Annotated in this window: 21 protein-coding genes; 10 read left to right on the top strand and 11 right to left on the bottom strand. The window is 63.8% G+C overall.

The window, feature by feature from the left end; translation table 11 throughout:
* Positions 1-22 precede the first annotated feature (22 nt).
* The gene (locus tag IB235_RS06860) at positions 23-349 is read right to left on the bottom strand and encodes a TM2 domain-containing protein (RefSeq protein ID WP_155038867.1); all 327 of its coding nucleotides are present in this window, start codon (positions 347-349) and stop codon (positions 23-25) included.
* 253 nt (positions 350-602) lie between these two features.
* Here IB235_RS06860 and IB235_RS06855 point away from each other — a divergent pair, with 253 nt between their 5' ends.
* On the top strand, positions 603-1,535 hold the full coding sequence (locus tag IB235_RS06855; protein ID WP_192336139.1) for a Hint domain-containing protein: 933 nt from the start codon (positions 603-605) through the stop codon (positions 1,533-1,535).
* A 37-nt stretch (positions 1,536-1,572) separates the two neighbouring features.
* Here IB235_RS06855 and IB235_RS06850 read toward each other — a convergent pair whose 3' ends face one another.
* Positions 1,573-2,346: a hypothetical protein gene (locus tag IB235_RS06850; RefSeq protein WP_192336138.1), complete on the bottom strand. Its 774-nt coding sequence runs from the start codon at positions 2,344-2,346 to the stop codon at positions 1,573-1,575.
* Between the two features lie 65 nt (positions 2,347-2,411).
* Positions 2,412-2,723, bottom strand: a complete 312-nt coding sequence (locus tag IB235_RS06845; protein WP_155038864.1) for a TM2 domain-containing protein — start codon at positions 2,721-2,723, stop codon at positions 2,412-2,414.
* Between the two features lie 174 nt (positions 2,724-2,897).
* Between IB235_RS06845 and pheT the strand changes: the two genes are divergently transcribed.
* Positions 2,898-5,285, top strand: coding sequence for a phenylalanine--tRNA ligase subunit beta (gene pheT, locus IB235_RS06840; protein ID WP_192336137.1), 2,388 nt, complete (start codon positions 2,898-2,900; stop codon positions 5,283-5,285).
* 32 nt (positions 5,286-5,317) lie between these two features.
* On the opposite strand, the gene IB235_RS06835 is transcribed toward pheT, so the two are convergent.
* Both IB235_RS06835 and IB235_RS06830 read right to left on the bottom strand, forming a co-directional pair.
* Positions 5,318-6,070, bottom strand: coding sequence for a YoaK family protein (locus IB235_RS06835; protein ID WP_192336136.1), 753 nt, complete (start codon positions 6,068-6,070; stop codon positions 5,318-5,320).
* A 123-nt stretch (positions 6,071-6,193) separates the two neighbouring features.
* Complete coding sequence (locus IB235_RS06830) at positions 6,194-6,895, bottom strand: glutathione S-transferase N-terminal domain-containing protein (RefSeq protein WP_192336135.1); 702 nt, start codon at positions 6,893-6,895, stop codon at positions 6,194-6,196.
* Positions 6,896-6,984: 89 nt separating this feature from the next.
* Between IB235_RS06830 and mscL the strand changes: the two genes are divergently transcribed.
* Complete coding sequence (gene mscL / locus IB235_RS06825) at positions 6,985-7,419, top strand: large conductance mechanosensitive channel protein MscL (RefSeq protein WP_192336134.1); 435 nt, start codon at positions 6,985-6,987, stop codon at positions 7,417-7,419.
* Positions 7,420-7,536: 117 nt separating this feature from the next.
* Positions 7,537-7,995 (top strand): Lrp/AsnC family transcriptional regulator, encoded by a 459-nt coding sequence (locus IB235_RS06820; protein WP_192336238.1) that lies wholly within the window; start codon positions 7,537-7,539, stop codon positions 7,993-7,995.
* Positions 7,996-8,058: 63 nt separating this feature from the next.
* Here IB235_RS06820 and rpsU read toward each other — a convergent pair whose 3' ends face one another.
* Entirely contained in the window at positions 8,059-8,265 is a 207-nt protein-coding gene (gene rpsU / locus IB235_RS06815; protein WP_011748553.1) for a 30S ribosomal protein S21, read from the bottom strand.
* A gap of 113 nt (positions 8,266-8,378) precedes the next feature.
* Here rpsU and IB235_RS06810 point away from each other — a divergent pair, with 113 nt between their 5' ends.
* The gene (locus tag IB235_RS06810) at positions 8,379-9,059 is read left to right on the top strand and encodes a COQ9 family protein (protein WP_192336133.1); all 681 of its coding nucleotides are present in this window, start codon (positions 8,379-8,381) and stop codon (positions 9,057-9,059) included.
* Positions 9,056-10,048, top strand: coding sequence for an NAD(P)H-quinone oxidoreductase (locus tag IB235_RS06805; RefSeq protein ID WP_192336132.1), 993 nt, complete (start codon positions 9,056-9,058; stop codon positions 10,046-10,048). Before IB235_RS06810 ends, IB235_RS06805 begins: the two co-directional genes overlap by 4 nt.
* A gap of 234 nt (positions 10,049-10,282) precedes the next feature.
* Here IB235_RS06805 and IB235_RS06800 read toward each other — a convergent pair whose 3' ends face one another.
* Positions 10,283-10,915, bottom strand: a complete 633-nt coding sequence (locus IB235_RS06800) for a ribonuclease T2 (RefSeq protein ID WP_192336131.1) — start codon at positions 10,913-10,915, stop codon at positions 10,283-10,285.
* Positions 10,916-11,080: 165 nt separating this feature from the next.
* Between IB235_RS06800 and IB235_RS06795 the strand changes: the two genes are divergently transcribed.
* Entirely contained in the window at positions 11,081-11,830 is a 750-nt protein-coding gene (locus IB235_RS06795; protein ID WP_155038855.1) for a DUF1013 domain-containing protein, read from the top strand.
* Positions 11,831-11,878: 48 nt separating this feature from the next.
* On the opposite strand, the gene IB235_RS06790 is transcribed toward IB235_RS06795, so the two are convergent.
* On the bottom strand, positions 11,879-13,351 hold the full coding sequence (locus IB235_RS06790) for an NAD-dependent succinate-semialdehyde dehydrogenase (protein ID WP_192336130.1): 1,473 nt from the start codon (positions 13,349-13,351) through the stop codon (positions 11,879-11,881).
* 197 nt (positions 13,352-13,548) lie between these two features.
* A complete protein-coding gene (locus tag IB235_RS06785) occupies positions 13,549-14,532 on the bottom strand; it encodes a P1 family peptidase (protein ID WP_192336237.1) in 984 nt (327 codons plus the stop codon).
* A gap of 109 nt (positions 14,533-14,641) precedes the next feature.
* On the opposite strand from IB235_RS06785, the gene msrA reads away from it, so the two are divergent.
* Positions 14,642-15,226 carry a peptide-methionine (S)-S-oxide reductase MsrA gene (gene msrA / locus IB235_RS06780; RefSeq protein WP_155038853.1) on the top strand — a complete coding sequence of 195 codons (585 nt, stop codon included), beginning with the start codon at positions 14,642-14,644 and terminating at the stop codon, positions 15,224-15,226.
* Positions 15,226-16,092, top strand: coding sequence for a 50S ribosomal protein L11 methyltransferase (locus tag IB235_RS06775; protein ID WP_155038852.1), 867 nt, complete (start codon positions 15,226-15,228; stop codon positions 16,090-16,092). Before msrA ends, IB235_RS06775 begins: the two co-directional genes overlap by 1 nt.
* 111 nt (positions 16,093-16,203) lie before the next feature.
* Here IB235_RS06775 and IB235_RS06770 read toward each other — a convergent pair whose 3' ends face one another.
* On the bottom strand, positions 16,204-16,398 hold the full coding sequence (locus IB235_RS06770; protein WP_155038851.1) for a DUF1127 domain-containing protein: 195 nt from the start codon (positions 16,396-16,398) through the stop codon (positions 16,204-16,206).
* 221 nt (positions 16,399-16,619) lie between these two features.
* Positions 16,620-17,345 (bottom strand): 16S rRNA (uracil(1498)-N(3))-methyltransferase, encoded by a 726-nt coding sequence (locus IB235_RS06765; protein ID WP_192336129.1) that lies wholly within the window; start codon positions 17,343-17,345, stop codon positions 16,620-16,622.
* Between the two features lie 16 nt (positions 17,346-17,361).
* Between IB235_RS06765 and ubiA the strand changes: the two genes are divergently transcribed.
* Positions 17,362-18,318: a 4-hydroxybenzoate octaprenyltransferase gene (ubiA, locus tag IB235_RS06760; protein ID WP_192336128.1), complete on the top strand. Its 957-nt coding sequence runs from the start codon at positions 17,362-17,364 to the stop codon at positions 18,316-18,318.
* The last annotated feature ends 41 nt before the right edge of the window (positions 18,319-18,359 follow it).

Below are 18,359 nucleotides of genomic sequence, written 5' to 3'. Positions count from 1 at the left end.
GCGCCTTTCATGGGCGCGGCGGTCACAGGCCCAGTGGCACGCCCAGCGAATAGCGCTGGCGCAGCACCTCCTGGCATCCCCGGACCATGCCAGGGATCAGGAAAATGTCCACCACCCACCATATCACGACGGCGATCAGCGGGATCAGCCCGACGCCCAGCACCAGCGTGAGCCAGCCGAGGATCGACAGGATCAGGATGGTGATCGCGGTTCCGGTCTTGCCCAGATAGAACCGATGGGCACCGAACCCGCCCAAGAAAATCAACAGCAGGTAGGCCACGACCGGCGACGGCGCCTCATTCGTGATGCGTTGCTCAATAAGCATTTGTTGCTGAACGGTCAGGCTCATGGCTCCCCCTGAGGCTGCGAAATACTTCGCAGTCATGCCACGGCACCGTTTAATATCAGGTGAACGCCGGATCGTGATTTCTGACGCGTAGGGTGCGCTTCAGCGCACCCGTCCCGCTCAACACCCGGACATAAAAATTCTTTGTCACCCCGCCCCGATATGCCACCCTCCTCATGGGGAGGGGCTTTCCGATCGGCGGAACAGCCACCCCGGCCATGTCTTGTAACATTCCAGCAGATGACCGGAGTCGATTATGGCAGAATTCGTTGTTGATGCGACCGGCGCGGGCTCTTTCGGGGCCGTCGCGGGCGGCAATGGTGAGGATGACACCATCATCGTGAATATCGGCCCGGATTTTTCGGGCACAATTCAGATCAGTTCCTCGCCTTTTGACGGAGAGATCGAATCCACGACCGTCAATCTGCCCGAGGGCTGGTCACTGCAGCTGACGGGCCAAGAGGTGATCGACGATGTCGAAGACCCAGCCTACAAGAACTACTCCTACGTCGTCCTGAATGCCGACGGGCAGGAGGTCGGAACGCTCAGCGTGAACAGCAATGTCATCGACGGCGCGCCCTGCTTCACCCGTGGCACATTGATCCGCACCCCGCAGGGCGACGTCGCGATCGAACAACTTGCGCCTGGTGACCTCGTCCTGACCCGTGATCGCGGCGCGCAGCCGGTGCGCTGGATCGGATCGACCCGCCTCGGCGCTGCGGCGCTTGCAGCCTTGCCGCATCTGCGCCCGATCCGCATCGCAGCCGGAGCATTGGCCGAGGGCTTGCCGAACTCGGACCTGCTGGTTTCACCCCAGCATCGCGTGCTGGTCCGCTCACGCATCGCGCAGCGGATGTTCTGTGCGGACGAGGTGCTGGTCGCCGCTCGGCAATTGCTGGATGTGCCGGGTATCACCGTCGCGGATGACGTGCCCGAGGTTGAATATATCCATATGCTGTTCGAACAGCATGAGGTCGTGATCTCGAATGGCGCCCAGACCGAGTCGCTCTATCCCGGTGCACAGGCGCTGAAATTCGTCGGTCGCGTCGCAGCCGAGGAAATCTTCACGCTGTTCCCTGAGCTGCGCGCTGCGGACCACGCCCCGATGCCGGCCCGGACTCTGCCCGGCGGTCGGCAGAGCCGCCAACTGGCCCGACGCCATGTTCAGAATGGCCGCGGCTTGCAGTGACCATGCCGATGTAGGGTGCGCTTCAGCGCACCCTCGCTCATCCTCCGGCGCGCAAATCTGACAGCAACTCCTCCAGCGCCTCGGGCTGCATCGCGGCGGGCGGACTATAGGGGTTGGAGAACGCAAAAATCATGTAAAGCACGATCCCGGTATAGGCGCTGAAGATCGACAGCAGCACGATGATCTGCCGCTCGGGCGGAAAGATGTAATAGCCCGCCGAGATCAGGATCATCCCCGATACAGCCGCAAACCAGAAGATCGCGAAAGTCGGCAGGGTCCAGCTGCGATCCCGCTGATCGCGGGCATCGGCAATGTCATGGATTCGCGCCAGCATGTTGTTGTGCAGCGCCGCCTGACGCGGTGTCTGCGGGATCAGGTCCAGAACCTCGCGATAGGCCGCGTCCCATGCGTTCCAGCCCTCGGGCAGCAGCTGGCCGCCGGGACCGTCCTCGTGCCATTCCTGCGTCGTCACCACGTCCAGATAGCGCAGCATCGCCGCCCTGACCGGCTCGGCGGTCGGGCTCTCATAGCGGATGGCATCGTTGTAGATATCGGCGACGGCGCTGGCCTCGGAGGACAGCACACCCTCCAGCCGCTGATAGGATTCCATTTCCTGCGCAAAGACCAAGGCCAGAATCAGCCCCTGCAACGCGCCCAGACGGACGACGATGGAACCGGCCATCTCGCGGTGATGCGGGGCCTCGCCCGGCGCCAGCAGGTGGCGGGTCAGGGCATAGGTGATCAGCGAAATTGCCACCGTGCCGCCAATGAAGGCGACACCATAGACGATGCCCTGCCACGTGACCAACATGCACCGGATGATCCGGCAGTCGGCCCGTTAACGCAAATGATATTCCGCGCCGGACGCGGCAGGTCTCAGACCCAGCCCGACCCCATGCGCCGCCGCATCTCGTCCTTGTCGGACTGGATCATGCCGGGGATCAGGAACAGGTCGATCACCGCCCACAGACAGACCAGCCCGACCAGCGGCCAGCCGATCAGCACGGGCGTCAGCAACCAGCCCAGCCCCCACATCGCCAGCATCACCAGCCCGCTCATCCAGCGGCCCAGATACATGCGATGCGCACCGAAGCCCCATAGCAGGATCGCCAGCAGGTAAGCCACCAGCGGCGACTTCGCGTCATTCGCGACCCTCTGTTCGATCAGCATTTCTCTTTGGGTGTCCATCGGCCTCACATCCTTGATGTTTACGCTGTTAACATAGGAAGAGGGCAGCGTAGAACAATAGGATCGCGGGCAATTTAAGGGAATCCGCGCAGCGTCTCAGGGGGCCGGGGTCCACAACCCTACCATTCCGCCGCGCCATGCGCTAAGGGACGCCAAACCCGACGGAGCCGCGCCATGAAATTCACCTTCTCCTGGCTCAAGGAGCATCTCGACACCACCGCCTCGCTTGATGAGATCACCGAGGCGCTGACCGATCTCGGCCTCGAGGTCGAAGGCGTGAGCGATCCCGCATCCAAGCTGAAGACCTTCACCCTCGCCAAGGTGATCGAGGCTGTCCAGCATCCCGATGCCGACCGCCTGCGCGTCTGCCGCGTGATGACGGATGAGGGCGAAAAGCAGATCGTCTGCGGCGCGCCCAATGCCCGTGAAGGCATTACCGTCGTGCTGGCCAAACCCGGCGATTACGTCCCCGGCATCGACGTGACCCTCAGCGTCGGCAAGATCCGTGGCATCGAATCCCACGGCATGATGGCGTCCGAGCGTGAGCTGGAGCTGTCCGAAGAGCATAACGGCATCATCGAACTGCCCTCGGGCGAGGTCGGCGACAAGTTCGTCGACTGGCTGGCCGCGAACCGCCCCGAAACGGTCGATCCGGTCATCGAGATCAAGATCACCCCGAACCGTCCCGACGCGCTTGGCGTGCATGGCGTCGCCCGCGATCTGGCGGCGCGTGGTCTTGGCACGCTGAAAGCGGTCAAGGACGTGACCGTTCCGGGCAGCTTCCCGTCGCCGATCAAGGTGGTGATCGCGCCGGAAGTCGCCGCGAAAGCGCCGTTCTTCTCGGGCCGGCTGATCCGTGGCGTCAAGAATGGCCCCTCGCCGGAATGGCTGCAAATGCGCCTGACCGCCATCGGCCTGCGTCCGATCAACACGCTGGTCGATATCACCAACTTCTTCACCTTCGACCTGAACCGCCCGCTGCATGTCTTCGATGCGGCCAAGGTCAAGGGCGACCTGCATGTCCGCCCCTCGGTTGAGGGTGAGGAACTGCTGGCGCTGGACGGCAAGACCTATGCCTTTGCCCCCGGCACCATGATCATCGCCGACGAAAACGGCCCCGAAAGCATCGCCGGCATCATGGGCGGCGAGCATTCCGGCTGCTCGGACGAAACTGTCGATGTCTTCCTTGAAAGCGCCTTCTGGGACCCGATCGCGATCGCGACCGCAGGCCGCGCGCTCAAGATCAATTCGGATGCCCGCTACCGTTTCGAGCGTGGCGCTGACCCCAGCTTCACCCAGCCGGGGCTGGAACTGGCGACGCAGATGGTCCTTGATCTGTGCGGCGGCGAGGCCTCGGAGGTTGTGACCGCAGGCAGCGTCCCCGACACCACTCGCAGCTACACGCTAGAGCCCGCCCGCGTCATCAGCCTTGTCGGCATGGAGATCCCCGAGGCCGAGCAGCGCGCGACGCTGACGGCGCTTGGCTTCCGTCTGGAAGGCGATCAGGCCTTTGTTCCCGGCTGGCGTCCCGACGTGCTGGGCAGCGCCGATCTGGTCGAGGAGGTTGCCCGCATTGCCTCGCTGACCAAGCTGCAAGGCCAGCCTTTGTCGCGTCCGCAGGCGGGCGTACCGCAGCCGGTGCTGACGCCGCTGCAGGTCCGCGAAAAGACGGCCCGTCGCATGGCCGCCAGCCTTGGTTACAATGAATGCGTGACCTACAGTTTCATCGACAAGGCGCAAGCCGAGCTGTTCGGCGGTGGCACCGACGCCCTGCGCATCGAGAACCCGATCAGCAGCGAGATGACGCATATGCGCCCCGACCTGCTGCCCGGTCTGCTGGCGGCGGCGGCGCGCAATCAGGCGCGCGGCTTCATGGACCTGTCGCTGTTCGAATGCGGCCCGGTCTTCTCGGGCGGTGAGCCGGGCGAGCAAGACCTGCATCTGTCGGGCATCCTTGTCGGCGCGAATGCCGCGCGCGATCCGTTTGCCTCGCGTCGCAAGGTCGACATCTTCGACGCCAAGGCCGATGCCGAAGCGATCCTGCAGACCATCGGTGCGCCTGCGAAATCGCAGATCAACCGCAAGCTGGACGGCTGGTGGCATCCGGGCCGCGCGGGCAATATCGCGCTGGGTCCGAATGCGCTGGCCACCTTTGGCGAGATTCACCCCCGCATCCTGCGCCATTTCGGCATCAAGGGCACGGTCGTCGCCTTCACCATCCGCATCGCGGCGATCCCGCTGCCCAAGGTCAAGACGCCCTCGCGTCCGGCGCTGGTCCTGTCGGATCTGCAAGCCGTCGAGCGCGACTTTGCCTTCGTCGTGGATGCGCAGGTCGAGGCGCTGACGCTGGTCAATGCCGCAGCCGGTGCCGACAAGGCGCTGATCGAACGTGTCTCGGTCTTTGACCAGTTCACCGGGCTGGAGGGGGGCAAGAAGTCCATCGCCATCACCGCCCGCCTGCAACCGCGCGACAAGACCCTGACGGATGCGGAAATCGAATCCGTCAGCGCCAAGATCGTCGAAAAGGTGACGAAAGCCACCGGCGGCACGCTGCGCAGCTAAGCCCGCGCAAATTCTGGATCAAGCGGCCCGCATCACGCGGGCCGTTTTCGTTTTAGAAGTGGCAGCGCGGGCAGTGAGATCGCCAGCAGCAAAAACGCCAGCGGCAGGGAAAAGAGGAAGCCGACGGCCGAATAGCCTGCCGCCCCCACGATCCCGCCCAGCAGGAAGGCCCCGATCAGGGTCAGCAGGATTTTCAGCTTTACGACATTGGGCCGGACACCCGATGTGGGCAGCAGCAGGCGACACATCGCCCGGCCCAGCTCAATGCCGATATCGGTGATCATGCCGGTTGCATGGGTCGTGCGCACCCGTGCGTAGGAAATCTTGGTGATGGTTGCGTTCTGCATGCCCATGATGAAGCAAAGGCAGGCCAGAGCGAACAGATGGCCCAGTGTTCCGCGCAGGATGCCGCCAGCGGCAAAGCACAGCAGGAACAGCCCCTGAATGGCGATTGGCAGCGCATATTGCCTGCGCCCCAGCCGGATGCGCGCCCAGTTGATCAGAAGGCTGCTGAACCCCGCGCCGGTGACAAAGGCTGCAATGGCAAGCGCCGCGATCGCTGCCACCGGCAATTCCCCGGCGACCAGATGGTCGGGGATCTGGGACAGGTACCCCGTCATATGCGAGGTATATTGCCCCAGCGCAAAGAACCCTCCGGCATTTGCGGCCCCCGCGACAAAGGCAAGAAGGGTGGCCAGCACATAGTCGCTGCCGGGACTTCTGCGATGCCCGACAAGGATGCGGGCCGAGGCGATCGGATGGAAAATGCGGTTGCGACGAGCCATTTCAGCGGGCCATGCCAAGGAATGTCCACCCTGACTGTCGCGTCCGGTCCGGTCCTGCGCAAGGCGTCTTGACTCAGGGCGCGATGGCGCAGCCGCTCAATTTCGGCGGCTGCGCGCAAGGGTTCAGGCCGCGCCGACGACCAGCCCGCGCTGCACGGCGGGGCGCGCCAGGAAACGTTCCAGATAGGCCTGGACATTGGCCATCTCGGCCAGACCCGTCTCGACCTCGGCATCGTAGCTGGTGCGCAAAGTCCGCACCCAGGGTGCTATGGCCATGTCGGCGATGGAATATTCGCCGGTGATCCATTCCTTGCCGATCAGCTGGCGGTCCAGCACGCCTAGCAGCCGTCGCGCCTCATTGTAGTAGCGGGTGCGGGGACGGGGGTCTTCGATTTCCTTGCCCTTGTAGCGGTGGAAAAAGCCGACCTGCCCGAACATCGGCCCGACGCCGCCCATCTGCCACATCAGCCATTGCAGGGTGTGATAGCGCGCCGCCCCTTCGAGCGGCAGGAACTTCCCGGTCTTGTCGCCCAGATAGATCAGCATGGCACCGGTCTCGAACAGGCCGATCGGTTGGCCATCCGGCCCGTTCGGGTCGATCATCGCCGGGATCTTGTTGTTGGGGTTCAGCGACAGGAACTCTGGCGTGTACTGATCCTCGGGGTTGCCGATGCTGATGTGATGGGCGTCATAATCCAGCCCGCACTCCTCCAGCATGACCGAGGTCTTGATGCCGTTCGGCGTATTCAGCGTGTAAAGCTGGATCACGTCGGGGCGGACAGGCGGCCAGCGACGCGTGATCGGAAAATCAGAAAGTGTAGACATTTTGGGACGATCCTGAACAATCTTCAAAGGATGGATGCGGGCCAGGACTTGGCCCCGCCAACGCAAGTGGCCTCAGGAAAGGTAAGCAGATGCTCAAGGAGTTCAAGGAATTCATCGCCCGCGGCAATGTCATCGACCTTGCTGTTGGTATCATCATCGGTGCCGCCTTCACTGCCATCGTGAACTCGCTGGTGGCCGATCTGATCAATCCGATCATCGGCCTGATGACCGGCGGGACGGATTTCAGCGGCCATTATTTCGTGCTGAAAGGCAATGTCCCCGAGGGTGCCAGCCTGCAGGCGGCGCGCGATGCCGGGGCCTCGGTCTTTGCCTATGGCTCGTTCCTGTCCGCGATCATCAATTTCCTGATCATCGCTTGGGCGGTCTTCCTGCTGGTCAAGGCCGTGAACCGGGTGCAGCGCAGCGTGGTCCAGAAAAAGGCCGAGGAAGCCGCGCCGACCGGTCCCACTTCCGAGGAACTTCTGCTGCAGATTCGCGACGAACTGCGCGCGACCCGCGCCTGAGCGCAGGCCCATACCCGGCGGCGCGTCCCGACGCGCCGTTTTCTTTTGCGCGGATGGCCGATACTCTGGTGAAAAATACACCGGATCGACGGATAGACAGCAGGGATGACCACGATGATCGAGATCGACGCCACGGATCGCCGCATCCTTGCGGTCCTGCAGCGCAACGGGCGCATCACCAATGCCGAATTGGCGGTCGAGGTCAGCCTGTCTGCCAGCGCCTGCCACAGACGGGTTCAACGCCTTGAGGAAACAGGCCTGATCCGCGGCTATGTCGCACTACTGGATGCCCGCAAGCTGGAGCGCCCGACCACGGTATTCGTGGAAATCACCCTCTCCGGGCAGGCGGATGAGTTGCTGGACGCCTTTGAAAAGGCGGTGCGTAAGATCCCGGATGTGCTGGAATGCCACCTGATGGCCGGATCGGCGGACTACCTGCTGAAGGTCGTCGCGCAGGATACCGACGACTTCGCCCGCATTCACCGCCAGCGTTTGGCCAAGTTGCCGGGCGTGGCGCAGATGCATTCATCGTTTTCGCTGAAGACCGTGGCCTTCACCACGGCGCTGCCAGTCTGAAATATAGGAAACCCCCGAAGCCGGGGCCACGGGGGTATCCAGAAAACAAACGTGTCGCTTGTCTTACAGTGCGCCTTCGCGTTGCGCTTTTTTGCGCGCCAGCTTACGGGCACGGCGGACGGCCTCGGCCTTTTCACGGGCCTTCTTGACCGAGGGTTTCTCGAAATGCTGCTTGAGCTTCATTTCACGGAACACCCCCTCGCGCTGAAGTTTTTTCTTCAGAGCACGAAGCGCCTGTTCGACGTTATTGTCGCGAACACTTACCTGCATGTGGTTGTCACCACCTTCCTAGGTTAAAGTTGAGCAGATTTGCAGGAAGCGGTCTCATATCAGGGCGAATCGCTTTTGTCCAGATTTTCCCCGGCCATCCGCAGGAGAGCAGAATGACCACAGAACGGGACAGGTTGATCGACGCAGCGCTGGAGCATGTCGTCTTTGACGGCATGAGCGACAAGGCCATAGCTGCGGGTGCGCGCGACATCGGCATCTCATCCAGTCTTGCGCATGTCCACCTGCCGCGCGGCGGCGTGGATCTGGCCGCGGCCTATCATCGCCGGGGTGATGCGGCCTTGCGCACATGGCTGGCCACGACGCCCTTGCAGGGTCGTTTTCGCGACCGTGTGGTCGATGCGGTGATGCAGCGGCTAAGGCTGACGGATCGCGAAATGGCGCGGGCAGGGGCGGTGCTGTTCGCCCTGCCACAGAATGCCGCATTGGGTGCGCGACTGGTCTGGGAGACCTCGGATGCGGTGTGGGACGGGCTGGGCGACACCTCGGAGGACGTGAACTGGTATTCCAAGCGCGCGACGCTTTCCACGGTCTATGGTGCGACGGTGCTGTACTGGCTGGGCGACGAGACGCCCGAGCTGGACGAAACCCGCGCCTTCGTGGAACGCCGGATCGATGGCGTGATGCGCTTTGAGAAGGTCAAGGCCCGGTTGGCGGGCCTTCCGGGCATGGCGGCGCTGACCGGCCTTGCCACCGGTTGGATTCATCGCCCGGCAGGCGCGCGCGGTCCCGGTCACCTGCGTGACGTGACCCGTCCCGGCGGGGGCGATGCATGAATTCCAATCTGATGCAGGCGGTCGAGATCACCCGACCGGGCAGCCCCGAAGTCCTGAAACCCGCCACGCGTCCGATCCCCCCCGTGGGTCACGGCCAGATCCTGATCCGCGTTGCCTGGGCGGGCGTGAACCGCCCGGACGCGCTTCAACGCGCGGGGCTTTATGCGCCGCCGGCTGGGGCGTCGGATCTGCCGGGCCTTGAATGCGCGGGAACCGTGGTGGGTATCGGGCCGGGGGTGTCGCGCTGGAAGGTCGGCGACCGCGTTTGCGCGTTGCTGCCCGGCGGCGGCTATGCCGAATACGCAGCCTGTCCTGCCGATCACGCCTTGCCGATCCCCGCGGGACTTGGCCTGCGCGAGGCCGCAGCCCTGCCGGAAACCGCATTCACCGTCTGGTCCAACATCGTCACGCGGGGCGGGTTGCAGGCCGGGGAACGCTTCCTTGTGCATGGTGGCTCGTCCGGTATCGGGACGATGGCTATTCAGGTCGCGCGCGCCTTGGGCGCTCGGGTCTGGGCCACCGCAGGTTCGCCAGACAAATGCGACGCCTGTACCCGCCTTGGGGCACAGGCAATCAATTATCGCGATGCCGATTTCGTCGAGATCCTGACGCAGGCCGGTGGGGCCGACCTGATCCTTGACATGGTGGGCGGAGCCTATATCGCGCGCAATCTTCGGGCGCTGGCCGATGACGGCCGGCTGGTGATGATCGCCTTTTTGGGCGGGGCCAAGGCCGACATCAACTTTGCCCAGATCATGATGCGACGGCTGACAGTCACCGGTTCGACCCTGCGCCCGCAATCCGACGCCGCCAAGGCCCGTATCGCGCATGAGTTGTGCCGTGAGCTATGGCCGTTTGTCGAGACCGGCGCGGTCCGCCCGCTGATCGACAGCTCCTATCCGCTGGCCCGCGCCAGCGAAGCCCATGACCGCATGGAAGGCGGCGCGCATATCGGCAAGATCCTGTTGCAGGTCTCGGGCGAGGAATGAAGCGGCCGGACATCTGGCTGCTGCCCGGAGCCTCCGGCGGGGATATTTAAGCAAGAAAGAAACGCGCACACCCCGCCCGCCGGAGCAAAGGGTCGGGGTGTGGCTTCTCTCTTGGCGGTCATCGGCGTCCCCGCCTGTTCCGCAAGGCCAAGCTTGCGCCCGAAATTCTTGCGATTCGGTTAACCGCTTCTCCGTTTCCGAAATACCCCCGCCGGAGGCAATGCGAGGTTGCCGCTATTCCGGCGCGGGCATCAGGAAGCTGCCCTGGCAGTCCCGGCGGGCATCGGGTGCGCAACTGCGCGGTTCAAGGTCCTTGGTGACGCAGATTCGCACTTCTTGAAGCGCCTTGGCGCGGCAGGTCACCGTGATGCCGTCGCGCGTCATTCCGGGATTTTTTTCAAGAAAGGCCTCCTCGATCACCTTCGAAGGCAGGGTGACGTCGCGCGACAGGCGGTTCAGCACTTCGGGCAGGTGGACGCGGGCGGTGGCCTTGCGCACCAATGCGAAATAGTCGCGCGAGGTCAGCCCCGAGCAACGGCCGTGTTTTTTCCATTGATACCAAGCCAATCCACCCGAACCCATGATATCGGCCATGTCGCGGGTTTCGCGGCGCGAGGGGTCGCGGGCATTGGTCCGGCAGTCTGCGGGCCAGCCTTTTTCGTATTGCGGCCAAAGCCCGTGGACGGTGAAGCCAAGCTTGCGGCCGGCGTCGCATTGGTCCGAGTTTTCGGCGCGGCCCTCAAGGTCGCACCAGCTTGGTGACCAGCTGAGCGAGAGGACGTAATAGTCGAACTCTCCGGCCTTGTCGGCGGCATGCAATGGGGCGGCCATCAGGGCCAGAACGGCAAGCGTGGCGAGTGATCTCATGGTCGCAAGAGTAGCGGCAACGGTGCAACCGCGCCACGAAATTCAGGCTTTATTCCGGCTTGGCAAAGCCCTATATATCCTGTCAATCCCCCCTCCCCGAAAATGGAATGGCACCTGCCAACAGCCGTTTTCCCGGCCGAAGAAGATATTGTTAAGGAGAAGGTCATGAATAAGCCGCTGATGGCCAAGGCCACCGCCGTCTGGCTGGTCGACAACACGACTCTCAGCTTCAAACAGATCGGCGACTTCTGTGGCATGCACGAGCTTGAGGTGCAGGGCATCGCCGATGGTGACGTGGCGGTCGGCGTCAAGGGGTTCGACCCCATCGCCTCGAACCAGCTCGACCAGATCGAGATCGACAAGGGTCAGAAGGACCCCCGCTACAAGCTGCGCCTGAAGCACAACCCCGCCGCCGATGGCGAGGAGAAGCGTCGCGGTCCGCGCTACACCCCGCTGTCCAAGCGTCAGGACCGCCCGGCGGCGATCCTGTGGCTGGTCAAGTTCCACCCGGAACTGGCCGATGCGCAGATCTCGAAGCTGGTGGGCACGACCAAGCCGACCATCGCCTCGATCCGCGAGCGGACGCATTGGAACATCCAGAACATCCAGCCGATCGACCCGGTCGCGTTGGGTCTGTGCCGTCAGTCCGAGCTGGATTCGGCGGTGCAGAAGGCCGCCAAGCGCAAGGCGTCGGAAGGCGGCGCGATGACCGACGATGAGCGCCGCAAGCTGCTCTCGACCGAGACCTCGCTGGCCATGTCGGATGAGCCGCGCCTGTCGGGCGGCCTTGCCGGTCTGGAAGGCTTCGGCCTGACCAAGGATGAGGACAAGCCTGCCGTCGAGGAAAACCTTGATGCGGACAGCTTCTTCAACCTTCCCGCCGCGGACGAGCACGACGAAGACGAGGATCACTGATCCCAGAAACCCCGGAGCGCTGCTCCGGGGTTTTTCATTTCCGCCGAGTCAGACCGACAGGCAGATGTATTTCATTTCCAGATAATCCTCGATCCCGTGGCGCGAGCCCTCGCGGCCAAGGCCCGATTGCTTGACCCCGCCAAAGGGTGCGACCTCGGTCGAGATGATGCCGGTATTCACGCCGACGATGCCGTATTCAAGCGCCTCTTGCACGCGGGTCACGCGACCGATGTCACGGGCATAGAAATAGGCGGCGAGGCCGAAGATCGTGTCATTGGCATATCGCACCGCCTCTTCCTCGGTCTCGAAGCGGAAGAGCGGCGCAAGCGGACCAAAGGTTTCCTCGGTTGCGACCTTCATCGTCTGGGTGATGCCGGTGACCACGGTCGGCTCAAAGAAAAGGCCCTCGATCGGCTGGCCGCCGGTCAGGATCTGCGCGCCGCCATCCAGCGCGTCCTGAATATGGTCCTGCACCTTTTCGACGGCCTTTTCGTTGATCAGCGGGCCGGTGGTGACGCCCTCGGTCAGGCCGTCGCCGACATTCAGTTTCTCGACCGCCGCTGCCAGCTTGTCGGCAAAGGCGTCATAGACGCCCGCCTGCACATAGATGCGGTTCGCACAGACGCAGGTCTGGCCATTGTTGCGGAATTTCGAGGCCATCGCCCCTTCGACAGCCGCATCCAGATCGGCGTCGTCAAAGACGATGAAGGGGGCATTGCCGCCCAGCTCCATCGAGCATTTCAGCACCTGATCCGCCGCCTGCCGTAGCAGGATGCGTCCGGTATTGGTCGAGCCGGTGAAGGTCAGCTTGCGGATGGCGGGGTTCTCGCAGAATTCCTTGCCGATGTCCGACGCCTTGGTCGAGGGCACGATGCTGAACAGCCCCTTGGGGATGCCCGCACGTTCGGCCAGCACCGCCATGGCCAGCGCCGAAAGCGGCGTTTCCGAGGCGGGGCGCCCGACAAAACCGCAGCCCGCCGCAATGGCCGGGGCGCATTTGCGGGTGATCATCGCGTTCGGAAAGTTCCACGGCGTGATCGAGGCCACGACGCCAATCGGCTGGCGGATCACCGTCAGGCGCTTGTCGGGCATATGGCCGGGGATGGTCTCGCCATAGATGCGCTTGGCCTCTTCGCCGAACCATTCGATGAAGCTGGCGCCATAGGCGATCTCGCCCTTGGCCTCGGCCAGCGGCTTGCCCATCTCGGCGGTCAGGATCTTGCCCAGATCGTCCTGATTTTCCATCATCAGGTCGAACCATTTGCGCATGACCTGCGCGCGGTCCTTGGCGGTGCGGGCGGCCCAAAGCTTCATCGCGGCCTCGGCGGCGGTGATGGCGCGCTTGACCTCGGCCCGGCCAAGGTCGGTGACCTGGGCGATGACATCGCCACGGGACGGATTCGTCACTTCGAAGGTGGCGCCGTCATCGGCTTCGATCCATTCACCGGCGACATAGGCGCGGGTCTCAAGAAGCGAGGGGTCCTTGAGCAGCATTTTCAGGTCGGTCACATGCTTGTTCATGGCGCAACTCCTGGGCAGGGGACGCTGAAGGCTGGCGCTTTTGCCGTCGCAAGGCAAGCCTGTGGCTGAAATTCCCGCAGTTCACGAAAAAGTTTTGAACTCAAGGGGTTCCCGCGCGTTCCGGCGATAGCGTCAGGTTTTTCCCTCTTGGCGTCTCTCGACTGGGGGCGGCGGATCTCTCTCCCGTCGTCCCCTTTTTACGTCCCGCTCCAGCAGGGCTGCAGATCGCCCGGCTGCGGACGGGCCGCATGCACCCCTCGCGCGATGGCGCGCGCAAGGGCCGATGCGGCGGCATGGCCCAGTTGGAACGGCGTCAGCACCGGGTCGGGCAGGGGTTGCGCACCAGTCGAGACGGCAAAGACCAGATCCCCGTCATAGGGGGTGTGGCTGGGAACGATGGCGCGGGCCATGCCGTCCTGTGCGGCGGTAGCCAGCCGGGTCAGCGCGGCTTTGTCCAGGCTCGCATCGGTCGCAATGATGGCGATGGTCGTGGCCTCGCCCAGCCGTTTGGACATGGGCGGCTCATGGTGGCCGTCGTAGGGGCCGGACAGGCCAAGACCGCCGAATTCGCCGTCGATTTCCCAAGGGGCGGCCCAGAATTGGCGCGACTGGCCCACCGTCACCGAACCCAGGGCATTGACCACCACCAGCGCCCCGACGGTAATCCCGCAATCAAGGCGGGCCGAGGCCGAGCCAAGTCCGCCCTTCCAGCGATGCGTCATCGCGCCAGTGCCTGCGCCCTCGCTGCCCAGAGCGAAATGGGTCGCGGCGGTCCCCAAGGCGGTCCGGCCAAGCGTCGGATAGGGATTCGCCTGCCAGTCCTTGTCGCCGCCATTCAGCAGGTCAAAGACGATCGCCCCCGGCACGATCGGAACGCGCACGGGGCCGACGGCAAAGCCGCGCCCCATCGCCCGCAACCCCTCGGACACGCCGTCGCAGGCCGCAAGGCCAAAGGCCGAGCCACCCGACAGCACCAGCGCATCGATGCCGGGCACCAGCTTGTCCGGGGCCAGCAGTTCCGTCTCGCGCGTGCCGGGGGCGCCGCCCATGACATTGACGCCGCAGGCCAGTGGCCCATCGCCCAAAAGCACCGTCACCCCCGAGCGCAGCGCGTCATCCCGCGCATTGCCGACCCGCAGGCCGGTGACGTCGGTGATCAGGTTCAGCGGGCCGGGGCGCATGACAATCCTTCGCTTTTCGCCCGCAACCGAACCGGGGCGGGGCTTGTGACGTTGCACGAAGGTATTGTCGCGCTTAAATCCACGGCAAGTCTTTTGAAAGGATGCGCCCATGACCGCTCCCCTCCACCTTATCTACGGTCGTCCGCTGGACGCGCCGGTCCCCAAGGGTTTCGACCAGGCCATCTTCGGGATGGGCTGTTACTGGGGTGTCGAGCGCCTGTTCTGGAAACAGGACGGCATCTGGCTGACCGAGGTCGGCTTTGCCGGCGGCACCGTACCCGACCCGACCTACAAGCAGGTCTGCAACGGCGATACCGGCCATGCCGAGGTTGTCCGGCTGATCTATGACAGCTCTCGCATCAGCTATGAGCGTCTGCTGCAGATATTCTGGGAAAACCACAACCCGACGCAGGGCAACCGGCAGGGCAATGATGTCGGTTCGCAATACCGCTCGGTCATCATGTACTTCAACGACAGCCAGAAGGCTGCGGCGGAACTGAGCAAGGCTGATTACGGCAACCGCCTTGCCGTCGAGGGCTTCCACGCCATCACCACCCAGATCCTGCCCGCCGCACCCTTCTATCCGGCGCATGAGGATCACCAGCAATATCTGGACCGTTACCCGGACGGCTATTGCGGTCTGCGTGGCACGGGCGTACAGGCCTGTGCCTCTCCAACTCCCGAGGAAATCTGATGCCCACCTGGACCGCGCTGACCCAGACCGCAGGACGCGAGGCCGCCGAGGCGCTTGCCGAAATGGGCGAGGATCTGACCCCGGAGCCCGTCGGCAGCGGCGTCTTTGAGATCGAGGACGGCTCTGACCGCTGGGAAGTCGGTCTGTATTTCACCGAAAGCCCGGACGAGGTGTCGCTGGCGCTGATGGCCGCGGCCTTTGGTGCCGATCCCTTCATCATCTCGGAACTGCCCGAGGTGGACTGGGTCGCCCATGTCAAACGCGAACTGTCCCCGGTCGAGGCCGGGCGCTTCTTCGTTCATGGCAGCCATGATGCCGAAAAGATTCCCGAAGGTTCCGAATCGCTGCTGATCGAGGCGGCGATGGCCTTTGGCACCGGGCATCACTCGACCACCAAGGGTTGCCTGCTGGCGCTGGACCGGATGATCGAGGCGGGCGCGAACCCGCAGCGCATCGTCGATGTCGGTTGCGGCACCGCCGTTCTGGCGATGGCGGCGGCGCGGGTGTTCCCGGTGATTGTGCTGGCCGGCGACATCGACCCGGTGGCCGTGGACGTGGCCAAGGCCAATGTTATGGCCAACGGGCTGGACGGGCGTGTCGAATGCGTCGAGGCGATGGGCTTTGACCATCCGCTGATCGAGGGCGCCGCGCCCTTCGATCTGGTCTTTGCCAATATCCTGAAACAGCCGCTGATCGATCTGGTCCCGGACATGGCCAAGATGATCGCGCCGGGCGGCAAGGCGATCCTGTCGGGCATCCTGACCACGCAGGCCGACGAGGTCGTAGCCGCCTATGCCAAGGGCGGGCTGGCGCTGGATCGTCGCGACGATTACGGCGAATGGTCGACGCTGGTCGTCAGTCGCTGAAGATGAAAAGGCCCGCCTGTTTGGCGGGCTTTTTTCTGCCTGAGTTTTGGGCATGAAAAAGGCCCCGCGGGTCATCCCCTGGGGCCTCATTCGCTTCGCTCTCCGCCAAGCTTAGCGGGCGCGCGAGACGCTTTCGATATCGCCACGGGTTAGGCCGATATCGTCCAGTTCGCGGTCGGTCAAACGGCTCAGTTCATTGCGCGTCACGCGCGCATCGTTCCAGGCAGCGATCGCCGCCAGAAATTTCGAGCCAATACCGAAAGAGCGCGTCCCGCCATGGACGCGGTTCGTGTCAATCGCCGACATGATGTCACCTGTGTTTGGAAGTGCCCTGAAAGTGGGCGTTCAATCTGATGACAAGCATATAGGACGGGCAAAGTTGAAATTCCACGATTGTAGGGGCATTCCACCTATGCGCCGCATGCATAAGCAGGCGTTTTCATTAAGAATTTGTGTCAACGGACCAATTTTGGGCTATTTGTGCAAGCTTAGTGCGCGCAATATGCGAATTGCGCGCAAATCTTGCTTCAATCGCGCCGCCAGTCGCCCAGTTCCGCCTGCCAAAGCGCAAGTGCCGCAACGGCAGCAGTGTCAGCGCGCAGGATCCGGGGGCCAAGTGATATGCGGGTGACACAATCCATTGCGGACAGTCGCGCGCGTTCCGATTCGGAGAAGCCGCCCTCGGGGCCGATCAGGATGGCCCATGGCCCCTTGGTCAGCCCGGCAAGGGTCTGGGCGGGTCCGACCATCGCCTCATCGGCCCAAAGGATGCGGCGCGTGCCGTCCCAGCCGTCCAGCAACCGCGAGAGCGGGCTGAGGTCGGTGACCTCGGGGACATAGGTGCCGCCGCATTGTTCCGCCGCCTCGACCGCATGGGCCTGCAGGCGGTCCTGACGGATGCGCTCGGAATTGGTGAAGTCGGTCTGCACCGGCACGATCTGCGCGGCGCCCATCTCGGCGGCCTTTTCGACAATGAAGTCGGTCCGGGTCTTCTTGATCGGCGCGAATAGCAGCCACAGGTCCGGCGGGTCCATCTGCGGTGCGGTCTGGCGTTCGGGGACGACATCGCCATTGCGCTTGGCCAGCCGGGCAATGCGCGCCAGCCATTCGCCGTCGCGGCCGTTGAACAGCAGGATTTCATCCCCTGCCTCCTGCCGCATGACCGAGGAAAGATAATGTGCCTGGTCCGAGGACAGCGCGATGCCTTGTCCCTGTGCCAGCGGGTGATCTATGAACAGCCTGATTTTCGCCATGATGGGGCGCAGGATAATGCAGACCGACCGCCAGACGCCAGAGGCCCACCGCACTGTCGCCGATGCGCCGCCCGACAATTGGGTGGACCGCCATGCACCGCCCGGCTGGCGGCCTTGGCTGCGGCTGTCGCGCGCCGACCGCCCGATCGGGACATGGCTGCTGCTGCTGCCCTGCTGGTGGGGCGTCGGACTGGCGATGATCGCGGATGCGCCGACCTGGTTCGACCTGTGGATCGTCATCGTCTGTGCGCTGGGGGCGATCCTGATGCGCGGTGCGGGTTGCACGTGGAACGACATCACCGACCGCGACATCGACGCCAAGGTCAGCCGCACCCGCTCGCGTCCGATCCCTTCGGGGCAGGTGACGGTACGTGGGGCGGTGCTGTGGCTGGTGGCGCAATGTCTGGCGGGTTTCGTGATCCTGCTGACGCTGGGCACGGCGGCGATCTGGCTGGGGGTGGCCTCATTGGCGCTGGTCGCGATCTATCCCTTTGCCAAGCGCTTCACCTGGTGGCCGCAGCTGTTTCTGGGGCTGGCCTTCAACTGGGGTGTGCTGCTGGCCTGGGCCGCGCATATGGGCAATATCGCCCCTGCGCCGGTGCTGGCCTATCTGGCGGGGATCGCCTGGACGATCTTTTACGACACGATCTATGCCCATCAGGATGCCGAGGACGATGCGCTGATCGGTGTGAAATCCACGGCGCGCCTGTTCGGGCGTGATTCGAAACGCTGGCTTGGTCGCTTTGGCGTGGCCGCAACCGCGCTTCTGGTGCTATCTGTGCTGGCGGCGCGTCCCGAAGGTCCGGCCTTGGTGCTGGCCCTGATGGGGATTGGTGGGTTCGCTGCGCATCTTTCGTGGCAACTCAAGCGCTTCGACATGACGGATAGCGCCGGATGCCTGCGACTTTTCCGCGCGAACCGCGATTCCGGGCTGATCGTTGCGCTGTTTCTTGCCCTTGCGGGGCTGGTCTGATTGCAGATTCCCGCCTGCGGCAGTAAAGGCGGCAGGTCGGA

Source organism: Paracoccus sp. PAR01 (genome assembly GCF_014851995.1).
GTDB lineage: Bacteria > Pseudomonadota > Alphaproteobacteria > Rhodobacterales > Rhodobacteraceae > Paracoccus > Paracoccus litorisediminis.
The sequence above is the reverse complement of the archived record's forward strand: the minus strand, read 5'-3'. Positions and strand labels throughout refer to the sequence as shown.